Genomic DNA, 13,785 nt, shown 5'->3' on the forward strand with positions numbered 1-13,785 from the left:
ATCAGACTCTCCAGAGCACTTGAATGGCCCAACCCGCACAACCGACAAGCCAAACGATGGTGAAAATTTGCAGGGCGAGGCGAATGCCGACGGGCTGGACGTAGTCCATCCAGATGTCGCGCATGCCCACCCACACGTGATAGAGCAGCGATGCGATCACTGCGAAGGTCAGGACCTTCATCCATTGCGCCGAGAAGATGCCGGCCCACTTGTCGTAGCCGATGGGCCCGCGCGTGAAGATCACTTGCGCCAGCAAGATCAGCGTGAAGAGCGCCATCAGGCCGCCCGTGACGCGCTGGCTGAGCCAGTCGCGAAGACCGTAGTGCGCGCCGACGACGGTGCGCTTGGAGCCGTAGTTCACTGCCATGTTCGTGCTCCTCTCAATAGGCGCCGAAGAGCTTCAGGCCGAGCACGACCGTCAGGCCGATGCTCAGGGCGAGCGTGACGATGGCGGAGCTCTTGCCGAACTCCTTGGTCACGGCGGCGTGGCTCACGTCCATCCAGAGGTGGCGCAGGCCGGCGATGAAGTGGTGCAGGTAAGCCCAGATCAGCGCAAGGGCCACGAGCTTCACGAAGAAGCCCGGCACAAAAGAAAAGCCGGTGTTGAACACGGCTTTGAACTTTGCAAAGGAGATTTCAGAGGAGATGGAGGTGTCGAACATCCAGATGATGAACGGCAGCAGCGCAAACATCAGGAAACCGCTGACGCGGTGCAGGATCGACACGATGCCGGCGGGCGGCAACCGATAGGTCCTGAGGTCGGTGAAGGCGTTGATGTTTCTGAATTCGCGGCGCGGCGGCCGGGAGGTTGCAAGCTCTGTCATGGGGACTTTCGTGGCTTTTTTTGGAAGGACGGCTTGTACTTTGGGTAAATGCAAACAACGCAAAATTCTATTGCAATGCACCATCCGGTATCGGTGCGTCGTGCATCGACGCAGTGCATTGCTCAAGTGCTACAGATTCAGGAGCGCCTCAAACCGGCCGCGCGGAATCACTGGGGGCAAGCATTGTTCACCCGAGTTCGTTGTGATAGTGATGCGTGTCCGTGCGATACAAGCCCCGGCGCAGCTCCATGGGCGTGTCGTGGTAAGTGTGCGCCACGCGCTCGACGCTGAGTAGGGGGGTCGCGGTCGTAACTTGCAACAACCCGGCTTGCGCAGCGTCGGGCAGCACGGCACGGATTTTTTCTTCGGCGCGCACCATGCGCACCCCAAATTCGGTCTCGAAGAGCGAATACATCGGTCCATGCCAGTTTTCCAGGCGCTCGGCCGTCAGGCCCTTGAAGGGCGTTCCTGGCAGCCAGAGGTCTTCGAGGATGGTGGGAACGCCGCTGTAGGCGAGCACGCGGCGCACCTGAAGCACGGCGTCCCCCGTCTTGATCGACAGGGCGCGGGCCACATCGGCGGCGGCGCGCTGGCGCCGGCAGTCCACGATGGTGCGTTCGGCGGGGCCTTCGGTGTTCAGGTCGCCGCTGTCGGGCACCAGCTTGAGAAAGCGGTATTGAACGTGCTGCTCGGCGTGCGTAGCGACAAAAGTGCCCTTGCCCTGGCGCCGGACGACCAGGTTTTCGGCCGCCAGCTCGTCGATCGCCTTGCGCATCGTGCCCTGGCTCACCCGGAAACGCGCCGCCAGCTCCATTTCGCTGGGAATCGGTTCGCCCGGCTTCCACTCGCCCGCGTGAAGGCTCTGCAGGATGAGCGTCTTGATCTGCAGGTACAGCGGGCTGTAGGCGGGCGTCGCGCTTTCGGCGAGCTGGCTGGAAGGGGTGTTCATGGTCTGGATTGACGCACTGTGTCAATGCGTACACCTCGTATCTTATATAAGACATAAGACATGCGCCATAAAAAGCACAATTCGGCATAAAATCTCGCTCGTTTTCGCGCCGGGGCGCTTTCGCCCATGACAGGAAGCCCGTCAATACGTGTTTATCCGCCGCCCCGAGAGCCAGTCTTTTTCACCACCCTGGAGTCCCTCCCATGAGCAAGAAGCCCGTTCGCGTTGCCGTCACCGGCGCCGCAGGTCAAATCGGTTACGCACTGTTGTTCCGTATCGCATCCGGCGAAATGCTCGGCAAAGACCAGCCGGTCATCCTGAATCTGCTCGAAGTGCCCGTCGAAGGCCCGCAAAAGGCCCTCAAGGGCGTGATGATGGAACTCGACGACTGCGCCTTCCCGCTGCTGGTCGGCATGGAAGCGCACAGCGACCCGATGACGGCGTTCAAGGACGCTGACTACGCCCTGCTGGTCGGTTCGCGTCCCCGTGGCCCCGGCATGGAACGTGCCGAGCTGCTGGCCGTCAACGGCGCCATCTTTACGGCGCAAGGCAAGGCGCTCGACGCCGTCGCCAGCCGCAACGTCAAGGTGCTGGTGGTCGGCAATCCGGCCAACACCAACGCCTACATCGCCATGAAGAGCGCGCCCAGCCTGCCGCGCAAGAACTTCACCGCCATGCTGCGCCTGGACCACAACCGCGCCGCCAGCCAGATCGCCGCCAAGACCGGCAAGGCCGTGGCCGACATCGAGAAGCTGACCGTCTGGGGCAACCACTCGCCCACGATGTACGCCGACTACCGCTTCGCCACCATCAACGGCGAAAGCGTCGCCAAGATGATCAACGACCAGGAATGGAACGCCAACACCTTCCTGCCGACCGTCGGCAAGCGCGGTGCCGCCATCATCGAAGCGCGCGGCCTGTCGTCGGCCGCCTCGGCTGCCAACGCTGCCATCGACCACATGCGCGACTGGGCCCTGGGCACCAACGGCAAGTGGGTCACGATGGGCATCCCGTCGGACGGCCAGTACGGCATTCCGAAGGACACGATGTTCGGCTTCCCCGTGACCTGCGAAAACGGCGAATACAAGGTCGTCGACGGCCTGGAAATCGACGCCTTCAGCCGGGAACGCATCAACAAGACGCTGGAAGAGCTGCAGGGCGAACAAGCCGGCGTGGCCCACCTGCTCTGATTGCTGCGTGAAAGTCAATGAGGCCGCCGCCGGGCCGCCCCAAGGCGGCCGCGCCTCCCCCTTGGGGGGTGGAGTTACACGCGCGTCGCGCGTGAAAAGCCGGGGGGCCTCATGACCACTGACTGGAACCCCGCGCTCTACACCCGCTTCGAGGATGAGCGCACCCGCCCCGCACGCGACCTGCTCGCGCGCGTGGCGCTCCAGTCGGCTGCGCTGGCCGTCGACCTGGGCTGCGGCCCGGGCAACTCGACCGAATTGCTGGTCGAACGCTTTCCGTCTGCTGCCGTCATCGGCACGGACAACTCGCCCTCGATGCTTGCATCGGCGCGCGAACGCCTCCCTGAGGCCAAATTTCCGAAGGTGCAGTTCGTCCTGAGCGACATCGGCAGCGGGCAACCCGACACGCCGCCCGACCTGATCTACGCGAACGCGGCGCTGCAATGGGTGCCCGATCACCGAACGCTGTTGCCGCGCCTCCTGAACGCGCTGGCTCCCGGCGGCGTGCTCGCGATCCAGATGCCCGACAACCGCGACGAGCCGACGCATCGCCTGATGCGCGAAGTCGCCGCCGAGCCCACGTGGGCCGAGGCGATTGGCGATTACTCGAAGTTGCGCACCGAACTGCTGGGCCTCGACGGGTACTACGATCTTCTCGCACCGCTCGCCGGCAGCGTCGACATCTGGCGTACCGCCTATCAGCACCCGATGGCATCGCCGCAGGCAATCGTCGAATGGGTGCGCAGCACGGGGCTGCGCCCCTTCATCGATCCGCTGACGCCGCCACTGCGCACCAGCTATCTGGCGGAGTACGAGCGCCGTATCGGCGACGCCTATCCGCAACGCGCGGATGGACAGCGGCTGCTGGCCTTTCCGCGCCTGTTCATCGTGGCGACACGCAAGTCATAACTGCAAGTCATGAGCGACGCATCCTCCTTCCATCACCCCCGCGAAGTGCTGCTTGGCGCCCAGGCTGGCGCCATCAGCCTGCCGGTGTGCGACCACTACAGCGGTGTCGAAGCGCGCATGAAAAAAAGCCTCGCGCTCCAGGCCGAGATGGCCCAGGAGTTCGGCGCCTGCGTGTTCGACGTCACGCTCGATTGCGAGGATGGTGCGCCCGTCGGTGGCGAAGCCGAGCACGCGGCGCTGGTGAGCGAACTGGTCCTGAAAGCGGCGCCCGGCATGCGTGTCGGCGCCCGCGTGCATCCCGTGGATCACGCATCATTTGCCAGCGACATTATCACCATTGCCGGGCACGCGGCGAGCCGCCTCAGCCACATCATGGTGCCGAAGGTCGAAACGCTGGCTGACGTCGTGAAAGCGGCCGACACGCTGGACGCGGCAGGTGCCACCTCGCTGCCCTTGCAGGTGCTGATCGAGTCGCCGCTGGCCGTGCACAACGCCTTCAGGATCGCATCCCATCCACGCGTGCAGTCGCTCAGCTTCGGGCTCATGGATTTCGTGTCGGCGCATGCCGGCGCGATTCCCGCCGAAGGCATGGCCTCGGCCGGCCAATTCACGCATCCGCTGGTGGTGCGCGCCAAGCTGGAAATCGCCTCCGCCGCGCACGCGCACGGCAAGGTGCCTTCGCATTGCGTCGTCACGGAATTCAATGACGTCGACGCCATGCGCGCCGCCGCGCACCGCGCCGCCAATGAATTCGGCTACACACGCATGTGGAGCATCCACCCGAACCAGATTCGCCCGATCCTCGATGCTTTTGCCCCGGGCGAAAAGCAGATCGATGCGGCGACGCGGATCATTGCCGCTGCGCTGCGCGCCGACTGGGCGCCCATCAACTTCGAAGGCGTGCTGCACGATCGAGCCAGCTACCGCCTTTATTGGCAAGTACTCGAGCGTGCGCATGCCACAGGCCGCACCATGCCCGCGGAAGCAAAGGCATGGTTTGCCGCGCCCGCTTCATCCTGAAAACCAAACCCTCCAACAAGGAACCCACCATGAAACAGATTGCACTCATAGCGGCGATCGCGCTGGCATTGCCCTTCGCCGCGTCGGCGCAGGATGCGGCCAAGCCGCTGTCCACGGGCAAGAAGATCACCCAGAAGGTGGTGCCCAAGAAGATCATCAAGAAGGTCGAGGAAAAGCAGCCGATCATCGAAGACACCAACGTCGTGCTCACACCCGAAGACATCGCGGTGGCCGACAAGGTGCAGACCGGCAACATCAAGTGCGAGCTGGGCGCCAGCGTCGACATCGAGAAGGACACTGCCAAGCCGGGCTTCTTCAACCTCACGCACGGCAAGGTGAAGTACCGCATGCACCCGGTGAACAGCCGCACCGGCGCCATTCGCCTGGAAGACCCGCGCCAGGAAGCCATGTGGCTGCAGCTGGGCAACAAGTCGATGCTGATGAGCCAGAAGCTGGGCCTGCGCCTGGCCGACGAGTGCCAAGCCGCCGAGCAGGCCAAGTTCGCTGAAGAGATGAAAGCCAACCCGCCCGCCAGCCTGTTCGAAGGTGCAGACGCCCCCAAGAAATAAGCCACGGCGCGGCTCTTGCTTGATTGCGGCGCCGCTGCCCGTCCCAAGTTCCCCGGAGAGAAAACCATGTTGCAAGCCTACGTTGACCACGTTGCCGAACGCGCCGCGCTCGGCATTCCCCCCCTGCCGCTGTCTGCCAAGCAGACCAGCGAACTCATCGAGCTGCTCAAGACGGCAACCGCCAAGGACGGCGAGTTCCTGCTGAACCTGCTCACGCACCGCGTGCCGGCCGGCGTGGACGACGCCGCCAAGGTCAAGGCGAGCTATCTCGCCGCCGTGGCCCATGGCACCGAAAAGAGCCTGCTGATCTCGCGTGCGCACGCCACTGAACTGCTCGGCACCATGCTGGGTGGCTACAACATCAGCCCGCTGATCGACCTGCTGGACGACGCTGAAGTGGGCGGCGTGGCCGCCGATGCGCTCAAGAAGACGCTGCTGATGTTCGACCAGTTCCACGACGTCAAGGAAAAGGCCGATGGCGGCAACGCCCACGCCAAGGCCGTGCTGCAAAGCTGGGCCGACGCCGAGTGGTTCACCAGCCGCCCCGAAGTGCCGCAAAGCATGACGCTGACCGTGTTCAAGGTGACCGGCGAAACCAACACCGACGACCTGTCGCCCGCGCCCGACGCGACGACCCGTCCCGACATCCCGATGCACGCCCTGGCGATGCTCAAGAACGCGCGCCCCGGCATCACGCCCGAGGAAGACGGCAAGCGCGGCCCGGTGAAGTTCATCGAATCGCTCAAGGAAAAGGGCCACCTGGTCGCTTACGTCGGCGACGTGGTCGGCACGGGCTCCTCGCGCAAGTCGGCGACCAACAGCGTGCTGTGGTTCACTGGCCAGGACATCCCCTACATCCCGAACAAGCGCTTCGGCGGCGTGTGTCTGGGCACCAAGATCGCCCCGATCTTCTACAACACGATGGAAGATGCTGGCGCACTGCCGATCGAGCTCGACGTGAACGGCATGAACATGGGCGACGTGATCGAACTGCGCCCCTACGAAGGCAAGGCGTTGAAGGACGGCCAGGTCATCGCCGAGTTCACCGTGAAGAGCGACGTGCTGTTCGACGAAGTGCGCGCCGGTGGCCGCATTCCGCTGATCATCGGCCGCGGCCTGACGACGAAGGCGCGTGAGGCGCTGGGCCTGCCGCCCTCGACGCTGTTCCGCCTGCCGCAAGCGCCCGTTGACACCAAGAAGGGCTTCTCGCTCGCACAGAAGATGGTCGGCCGTGCTTGCGGTCTGCCGGAAGGCCAGGGCGTTCGTCCGGGCACCTATTGCGAGCCCAAGATGACCTCGGTCGGCTCGCAAGACACGACCGGCCCGATGACCCGCGACGAACTGAAGGACCTGGCTTGCCTGGGCTTCTCCGCCGACCTGGTCATGCAATCGTTCTGCCACACGGCGGCCTATCCGAAGAAGGTCGATGTGAAGATGCACCACGAGCTGCCGGACTTCATCAGCACGCGCGGCGGCGTCTCGCTGCGTCCGGGCGACGGCGTGATCCACAGCTGGCTCAACCGCCTGCTGACGCCTGACACCGTGGGCACGGGCGGCGACAGCCACACGCGCTTCCCGATCGGCATCAGCTTCCCGGCCGGCTCCGGCCTGGTGGCTTTCGCGGCTGCGACCGGCGTGATGCCGCTCGACATGCCGGAATCGGTGCTGGTGCGCTTCAAGGGCAAGATGCAACCCGGCGTCACGCTGCGTGACCTCGTGAACGCGATCCCGCTGTACGCCATCAAGGCCGGCCTGCTGACCGTCGAGAAGAAGGGCAAGAAGAACATCTTCTCGGGCCGCATCCTCGAAATCGAAGGCCTGCCGGACCTGAAGGTCGAGCAAGCATTTGAACTGAGCGACGCTTCGGCTGAGCGTTCGGCCGCTGGCTGCACGGTGCACCTCGACAAGGCGCCGATCATGGAATACATCAACAGCAACATCACCTTGATGCGCTGGATGATTGCCGAAGGCTACGCTGACGCCCGCACGCTGGGCCGCCGCATCGCTGCACAGGAAGCGTGGTTGAAGGACCCGCAACTGCTGCAACCCGATGCCGATGCCGAATACGCTGCTGTCATCGAGATCGACCTGGCCGACATCCATGAGCCGATCCTGGCTTGCCCGAACGACCCGGACGACGTGAAGACGCTCTCCGACGTGGCCGGCGCCAAGATCGACGAAGTGTTCATCGGCTCGTGCATGACCAACATCGGCCACTTCCGCGCCGCGTCGAAACTGCTCGAAGGCAAGCGCGACATCCCGGTCAAGCTGTGGATCGCGCCGCCGACCAAGATGGACGCGAACCAGCTCACCGAAGAAGGCCACTACGGCGTGTTCGGCAACGCCGGTGCGCGCACCGAAATGCCGGGCTGCTCGCTGTGCATGGGCAACCAGGCGCAGGTGCGCGAAGGCGCGACGGTCATGTCGACCAGCACGCGCAACTTCCCCAACCGTTTGGGCAAGAACACGAACGTGTACCTCGGCAGCGCCGAACTCGCGTCGATCTGCTCCACGCTCGGCCGCATCCCGACGCGCGAGGAATACATGGCCGGCATGGGTGTGCTCACCGCCGCCAGCGATCAGGTCTATCAATACCTGAACTTCGACAAGATCGACGAGTTCACCGAAGCTGCAGCGACGGTCGCCGCCTGACCTGCGCACCAATCACAAAGACCCGCTTCGGCGGGTTTTTGTTTTTGCGGGACGCTCTCAGTTCATCACGACCCGTGCGTGCTCGCCGATATCTGTCGGCGGGTTGCCGGTCACTGCGGATCGCATCATCTTGAAGAGTTGGGTCAGCTTGCTGTCCTGCACTTCCCAGTAGTCGGCGCTGACGATCTCGACCGCGAGAAGCCCGAGGTTCGGATCGCCCGCGCCGCCAGGAAACCACGCCTTGGCGAAGCTCGTGAAAAGCTTTTCCTTCAACGCGGGGTCGTCGAGCATCGATGCGCGACCGGTCACCGAGACGTAGGTGTCGTCATCAGGGTTGGCATAGGCCACGTTCACCGAGCCATCGTGCGCCACCACGTGCGCAATCTCGCCGTCCTTCGGTATGAAGAAGTAGAGCAGCGCGTCGGCATCCAGGCGCTTGTTCTGCGTGGTCAGCGGATGGCTGTGAAGCAGGCCATCTTCGTGGCGATGGGTCAGCATGCCGTAGCGTGTTTCCTTGATCAGGTCCCACAGCGTCTCGGGGTTGTACGTTTCCTGCACTTCGCTCATGAATGCTCTCCGTTGGGTTTGACAAAGAGAGCAAGCTAAGGGGCAGATGGCGCAGCCTTCGCGCAGCAATGGCGCATGCGCGTGTGGTCCGGCGCTGACGCGCCGCTTTGGCAAGCCTGTGAAGTTCGCCTTCAGCGCGCAGGCCGTTTCACGACTTCGTCCAGCAGCGTCGCGTAGTGCGCAACGAGTTGTTCGTTGTCAGGAAGATAGCGCGCGATCAGCCTGCGCTGCCGATCGCGAAAGGCAACGAACGCGGCGTCGTGGTGATCGATGACTTCGATGACGCGGTCCGCGCCAGCCTGCACGTCATTGCCTTCGTAGCAGTAGCCGAGATCGGTGCAAAGCGTTGCGTTGTGCACCAGCGGAAAGCCTTGCCAGCAGATCTCGAGGTAGAAATAGTTGAGCGGGTTTTCCCATTGATGCGAGACCACGATGTCGGTTCGGTCCGCGAGAAACTGCGGCGTGTCGTGCCGCCCCAAAAAGACCGCCTTGTGCTGCCGAACAAGATCGAGCTGGTTCATCAGCGTGATGAACTCCAGGCTCTCCTTGGCAATGCGTTCGGCGTTGGTCACCTGCAGCAATTCGATGGCGTCCGGCCGTGCCCGATACGCCGTCTCGGCAATGAAGATTGGATAAAGACAGAACTTGACCACGTCGATGTTCGGCTCCATCACGGTCAGGCGGCGCGGTCCGTTGCGTGGCGCATAGAGGCCGTGGTTCGCCATCGACGCGCTGCGCTGCTCCAGGAAAACGGGACTCCATACGAAGGGCACCGGCCTGGCCTTCTGGCGACGCAGCACCTCGAAGTAGGGGCGGCTGATGTTGTCGACCTGCGGCACCATCCAGATGTCGTCATAACGTTGATTGACGAAGAGGTTCGCGCCCCACAGCGCGCGGCCGAAGACGATCGATTCCATCGACGTCACGTACTCGAAGCCGCAGCAATAGGAGACCAGCCGCGCGCCGCGTTGCTTGAGGTAGTCGGTCTGCACCGGATCGATTTGCCCGCCCAGTTCGATCAACACGTCGACGAAGTCTTTTGCGCCGTGCCAATTGACGGTGGGCCAGCGTGCAAGATCCCAAGGCAACGCTGGCGTGATCGGCACCGCCGTGGTGTTCACCAGCACGACGCTTTCGACATTGGGGCAGTTCTTCAACGCTTCCGCCAGGTACACGGCGTTCTGCTTGATGCCGTTGTTCCACAGCGTCTCGGCCGCGTGGTGCAGGCCGATGGTGATGCCGATGCACAGCTTTGCGGAAGATGTCGTCATGCGCGGACCGCCATCGGAGTCGGCGTGGCCACTGCCACCGGGCTATCGGCCCGGCAGTTCGCCTCGAGGTAGGCCCGGTGCGCAGGTAGCCCTTGAACGTAGCGCACCACCTGGTCGCGGATGTCGGCCATCGACTTCTCCAGCGTCGCGGCAGGCAGCGCATCGATCAGCGGGTTGTAGTCGCGTGGCACGAATCCCAACTCGGTCAGCATCACCAGCCAGCTGGTTTCGCCATAGGGTTCGTTCTCGAGATTGAGGTGTCCCCGCACGCGGAAGAGGTCGATGCGCTCCTGCAAGTGCGCGGGTGCTTCCATGTGCCGGCAGTCGTCCCACATCGGCTCGCCATGCCGTCCATTGCCAAGGTAGTGAAGCACGATGAAGTCACGCGTGCGCTCGGTCTCCAGGATGGTCTGGCGGTTGTATTCATCAACGGTCGCCTGCTCGAAGCCGCGGTCCGTCATCAGCTCGAGCAAGCGGAAGATGGCGTTCTGCATCAGACCGATGCTCGATGACTCCAGTGGCTCCAGGAAGCCTGATGCCAAGCCGAGGGCGATGCAGTTCCTGTTCCAGTAGAGCTTGCGGCGGCCGGCGGTAAAGCGCAGCTGTCGCGGCTCGTCGAGGGCGCGGCCATCGAGATTGGCCAGCAACGTTGCCGCGGCTTCATCGTCGCTGATGCGCTCGTTGCAGTAGACGTAGCCATTGCCGATGCGGTGCTGCAGCGGAATGCGCCATTGCCAACCCGCCTTGCGTGCGGTCGAGCGTGTGTAGGGCGTGATGGCATCGACGCCTTCGCAAAGCACGGCCCACGCGCGGTTGCATGGCAGCCAGCGGCTCCAGTCTTCGTAGCCCGTGTGCAGCGCGCCTTCGATGAGCAGGCCGCGAAAGCCCGAGCAATCGATGAAGAGGTCGGCCTCGACCACTTCGCCACTGACCAGCTTGATCGATTCGATGAAGCCATCGCTTTCGCGCAGCTTGACTTGATCGACACGCCCTTCGGTGCGTTGCACGCCAAACGAAATGGCACGGCGTCGCAGGTACGCGGCATAGAGGGCCGCATCGAAATGGAACGCGTACTGGTTGTCGGCGACTTCGCCGTTGGGCCAACGCGCGCGCGCAAAGCGACCCAGCTTTGCCGCGACGGCGTTCTCCGAATACGCGTTGAGGCTGTACGGCGATCCCGCCTTGTGCTGCTTCAACCAGCATTGATAGAAGCGCAAGCGCTCGATCGGCGCGCCATAGCCACCGAACGGATGGAAGAAGCCATAGCCCATGCGTGCCCAGTCCTCGAACTGGATGCCCGCCTTGAAGCTGGCTTGCGTGGCGCGCATGAACTCGTCTTCGTCGATGCCGAAGAAGCGGTTGAACAAACGCAAGATGGGCAAGGTGGCCTCGCCAACACCGACGGTGCCGATCTCGTCGGACTCGATCAAACGCACGGTGCATGGCCCTTCGCGGTGCGTGTAGCCCAGCGCCACGGCCGCCATCCAGCCGGCAGTGCCACCACCGACGATGGCAATGCTTCGTATCCGATTGCGTTGTTCGCTCATGGGTCCATCACTCCGCCGGGATGAGAGCTGCAGGACGGCTATTTTGAGTTCGATGTGGCGCAAACATGTCCGATATGGCGACCGTTTATTACGAACGTTACGGGGTACGCCGATGCGGCAATCATGGTGTCGAACCGTAAACTGCCCGGCGTTCAAGGGACTTGGCGCGCGTCCGCACCGGCGGCCGTGCCGCCATAGAGAGGAGGCCCATGTGAACAGGGTATATCGCTCCGTTTTCAGTCAAGCGACGGGAACATGGGTCGCGGTCTCCGAATTGGTGTCAGCCCGGGGCAAGGCTGGCGGCTTGCGCCACAGCGTCGTTGCGCTCGCAGCCATCACGGCATTGGGAAGCTTCGCGCCGGGGGATGCCGATGCCGCAAGCTTCTATTGGCAAGGCGCTCTCAACAGAAGCGACAGTGGCGCAGGCAACTATGCGTCTTCGAGCAACCTGTCGATGTCCATCTCGGGCGACGACAACGACAACTGCGGCTCGGTCAGCGTCGCTGGCCGAACCAACGCGGCGGGTGCGATCGGCGGTGGCACGCTGACGGCGGCGCAACTCTATGCCAACGTCATTTCCAATGCGCCTGGGCTCAACGGCGTCAACACCACCAACAGGACGGTGTGGGATACCTATACGACGTCGCAGGTCTGGGCGGCGCCGGGCAACCTGGGCAGCGCTGGCGGCTACCCGAATGCCATCACGACTGCCGAGCCGCGCGCTTGGGGCGTGGGCTCCTTCGTGGTGGGTTGCGGCGCGATGGCGTCCGGCAACTATTCGCAGGCGGTCGGCATGGCCGCTACCGCGACGGCGCCCACTGCCATGGCTTATGGCGTGGCTGCGCTGGCGTCGGGCAAGGCCGCGACGGCCATCGGGGTCGGCAGCGAGGCCTCCGCGGAATCAGCGATCGCTTTTGGATCCACGACCAAGGCCGCCGGTGCCTTCTCGGTCGCAATGGGTGGCAATGCCCAGGTCGTCACCGGCGCGGCTGCGGGCATCGCCATCGGCAAGGATTCGGTCGTCAACGCAACGGACGGCATCGCGATTGGCGAGGGCACCAACAGCGGCGCGACAGGCCAGAACGTCGCCATCGGTTCGGCGCTGACCACTGCCAATGGCACCACCGCTGGCGGCGGCTCGGTCGCCATCGGGCGCGCGCAGGCCGCGACCGGCGACGGAGCCGTTGCGATCGGCTTGTCGAATACGGCGCCCCAAGGCGCGGTGGCGGTTGGCAGCAACATCGCGATCTCACAGAACAACGCGGTCGGCATCGGGCAGAACCTGACGCTCGGCGGCATCAGCAGCGTGGCGATTGGCTCCGCTGCCACCACAAGCGCGGTCGGCACCATTGCGATCGGCCTTGCCTCGAAGTCATCGCTGGCGAATTCCGTGGCCCTGGGTTCGACTTCGCAGGCGACTGCGCTGTCACCAACGACCAACTGGACGGGCGCCAGCACCATCATCAAGGGCAAGACCTTTGCCGTGAACCAGGCGCCGACCAACGGTGTCGTGGCGATCGGGTTGCGACAGATCCAGGGCGTGGCGGATGGCGAGGTGTCGGCGACGTCCACGGATGCCGTGAGCGGTTCACAGCTCTATGCAGTGGCGCAGGCGGCGGCCAGCCCGTACCTGGCGGTGAACAGCACGGGCGGACAAGCCACTGCCACCGGCACCGATGCCATCGCGGTGGGCCAGGCAACAGCCATCGGCAACAACAGCGTTGCGATGGGCAACGGCGCGCAAGCGACGCCTGCCGGATCGATTGCGATCGGGCAGAGTGCGAGCGTGAATGCGCTGTCGGGTGATGGCATTGCCATTGGATCCTCGTCATCGGTGCAGGGCGTGGGCAGCATGGCACTCGGCAATGGCGCGGTCACCAGTTATGCGGGCGCCATCGCCCTGGGCTCGGGCAGCACGGCGACGACCGCGCCTGCAGGCACCGGTTTCCTCACCGGCCAGGCCGCACCGGCTTCGGCTGTGTCGATCGGCAATGCCACGGCGCAACGGCGCATCCAGAACGTGGCCGACGGCGCGGACCCGACCGATGCGGTGACGGTCGCGCAGTTGAGCACCGGCATGAGCACGACGACGAGCAGCATCGGCAGCTTGTCGACGGGTGTGAGCACCTTGTCCACGGGCGTGAGCACGCTGTCGACGAGTGTCGACAGCCTGTCCTCTTCGTAGGCGATCAATTAAACGCGTCCTTGCCGAGCGTTCTCGATTTGGACCATGACCCTTCGTTCCCGACGCAGTCACAATGATGAAGATGTCGTCGACCCCGAGCCCCGA

The 13,785-nt window shown here is 63.9% G+C and carries 12 protein-coding genes; 6 read left to right on the plus strand and 6 right to left on the minus strand.

Features of this window, described 5'->3' with window-relative positions; all coding sequences use genetic code 11:
* Window position 1: 1 nt before the first annotated feature.
* The 3 genes from sdhD to QTI66_RS19500 form a co-directional block, all read right to left on the minus strand.
* A complete protein-coding gene (gene sdhD, locus QTI66_RS19490) occupies window positions 2–367 on the minus strand; it encodes a succinate dehydrogenase, hydrophobic membrane anchor protein (RefSeq protein ID WP_286561478.1) in 366 nt (121 codons plus the stop codon).
* Window positions 368–380: 13 nt separating this feature from the next.
* Entirely contained in the window at window positions 381–824 is a 444-nt protein-coding gene (sdhC, locus tag QTI66_RS19495; RefSeq protein WP_286561479.1) for a succinate dehydrogenase, cytochrome b556 subunit, read from the minus strand.
* 187 nt (window positions 825–1,011) lie between these two features.
* Complete coding sequence (locus QTI66_RS19500) at window positions 1,012–1,773, minus strand: GntR family transcriptional regulator (protein ID WP_286561480.1); 762 nt, start codon at window positions 1,771–1,773, stop codon at window positions 1,012–1,014.
* Between the two features lie 203 nt (window positions 1,774–1,976).
* On the opposite strand from QTI66_RS19500, the gene QTI66_RS19505 reads away from it, so the two are divergent.
* The 5 genes from QTI66_RS19505 (at window position 1,977) to QTI66_RS19525 (ending at window position 8,110) form a co-directional block, all read left to right on the plus strand.
* A complete protein-coding gene (locus QTI66_RS19505) occupies window positions 1,977–2,963 on the plus strand; it encodes a malate dehydrogenase (RefSeq protein WP_286561481.1) in 987 nt (328 codons plus the stop codon).
* Window positions 2,964–3,074: 111 nt separating this feature from the next.
* Window positions 3,075–3,869, plus strand: a complete 795-nt coding sequence (gene tam, locus QTI66_RS19510; RefSeq protein WP_286561482.1) for a trans-aconitate 2-methyltransferase — start codon at window positions 3,075–3,077, stop codon at window positions 3,867–3,869.
* Between the two features lie 9 nt (window positions 3,870–3,878).
* Window positions 3,879–4,889 (plus strand): HpcH/HpaI aldolase/citrate lyase family protein, encoded by a 1,011-nt coding sequence (locus QTI66_RS19515; protein WP_286561483.1) that lies wholly within the window; start codon window positions 3,879–3,881, stop codon window positions 4,887–4,889.
* A gap of 29 nt (window positions 4,890–4,918) precedes the next feature.
* Entirely contained in the window at window positions 4,919–5,458 is a 540-nt protein-coding gene (locus QTI66_RS19520; RefSeq protein ID WP_286561484.1) for a hypothetical protein, read from the plus strand.
* Window positions 5,459–5,524: 66 nt separating this feature from the next.
* Window positions 5,525–8,110: a bifunctional aconitate hydratase 2/2-methylisocitrate dehydratase gene (locus QTI66_RS19525; protein ID WP_286561485.1), complete on the plus strand. Its 2,586-nt coding sequence runs from the start codon at window positions 5,525–5,527 to the stop codon at window positions 8,108–8,110.
* A gap of 57 nt (window positions 8,111–8,167) precedes the next feature.
* On the opposite strand, the gene QTI66_RS19530 is transcribed toward QTI66_RS19525, so the two are convergent.
* The 3 genes from QTI66_RS19530 to QTI66_RS19540 form a co-directional block, all read right to left on the minus strand.
* On the minus strand, window positions 8,168–8,677 hold the full coding sequence (locus tag QTI66_RS19530) for a pyridoxamine 5'-phosphate oxidase family protein (protein WP_286561486.1): 510 nt from the start codon (window positions 8,675–8,677) through the stop codon (window positions 8,168–8,170).
* A gap of 131 nt (window positions 8,678–8,808) precedes the next feature.
* Complete coding sequence (locus QTI66_RS19535) at window positions 8,809–9,948, minus strand: DUF2827 domain-containing protein (RefSeq protein WP_286561487.1); 1,140 nt, start codon at window positions 9,946–9,948, stop codon at window positions 8,809–8,811.
* On the minus strand, window positions 9,945–11,495 hold the full coding sequence (locus tag QTI66_RS19540; RefSeq protein ID WP_286561488.1) for a tryptophan halogenase family protein: 1,551 nt from the start codon (window positions 11,493–11,495) through the stop codon (window positions 9,945–9,947). The genes QTI66_RS19535 and QTI66_RS19540 overlap by 4 nt, the downstream gene beginning before the upstream one ends.
* 112 nt (window positions 11,496–11,607) lie before the next feature.
* On the opposite strand from QTI66_RS19540, the gene QTI66_RS19545 reads away from it, so the two are divergent.
* On the plus strand, window positions 11,608–13,680 hold the full coding sequence (locus QTI66_RS19545; protein WP_286561489.1) for a YadA family autotransporter adhesin: 2,073 nt from the start codon (window positions 11,608–11,610) through the stop codon (window positions 13,678–13,680).
* Window positions 13,681–13,785 lie beyond the last annotated feature (105 nt).

This window comes from Variovorax brevis (assembly GCF_030317105.1).
In the GTDB taxonomy this organism is placed as follows: Bacteria; Pseudomonadota; Gammaproteobacteria; order Burkholderiales; family Burkholderiaceae_C; genus Variovorax; species Variovorax brevis.

Bases quoted from the DNA above. Each gene is read 5' to 3' on its own strand.
- sdhD (WP_286561478.1), bottom strand. From the start codon at position 367: ATGGCAGTGAACTACGGCTCCAAGCGCACCGTCGTCGGCGCGCACTAC.
- sdhC (WP_286561479.1), bottom strand. From the start codon at position 824: ATGACAGAGCTTGCAACCTCCCGGCCGCCGCGCCGCGAATTCAGAAAC.
- QTI66_RS19500 (WP_286561480.1), bottom strand. From the start codon at position 1,773: ATGAACACCCCTTCCAGCCAGCTCGCCGAAAGCGCGACGCCCGCCTAC.
- QTI66_RS19505 (WP_286561481.1), top strand. From the start codon at position 1,977: ATGAGCAAGAAGCCCGTTCGCGTTGCCGTCACCGGCGCCGCAGGTCAA.
- tam (WP_286561482.1), top strand. From the start codon at position 3,075: ATGACCACTGACTGGAACCCCGCGCTCTACACCCGCTTCGAGGATGAG.
- QTI66_RS19515 (WP_286561483.1), top strand. From the start codon at position 3,879: ATGAGCGACGCATCCTCCTTCCATCACCCCCGCGAAGTGCTGCTTGGC.
- QTI66_RS19520 (WP_286561484.1), top strand. From the start codon at position 4,919: ATGAAACAGATTGCACTCATAGCGGCGATCGCGCTGGCATTGCCCTTC.
- QTI66_RS19525 (WP_286561485.1), top strand. From the start codon at position 5,525: ATGTTGCAAGCCTACGTTGACCACGTTGCCGAACGCGCCGCGCTCGGC.
- QTI66_RS19530 (WP_286561486.1), bottom strand. From the start codon at position 8,677: ATGAGCGAAGTGCAGGAAACGTACAACCCCGAGACGCTGTGGGACCTG.
- QTI66_RS19535 (WP_286561487.1), bottom strand. From the start codon at position 9,948: ATGACGACATCTTCCGCAAAGCTGTGCATCGGCATCACCATCGGCCTG.
- QTI66_RS19540 (WP_286561488.1), bottom strand. From the start codon at position 11,495: ATGAGCGAACAACGCAATCGGATACGAAGCATTGCCATCGTCGGTGGT.
- QTI66_RS19545 (WP_286561489.1), top strand. From the start codon at position 11,608: ATGCGGCAATCATGGTGTCGAACCGTAAACTGCCCGGCGTTCAAGGGA.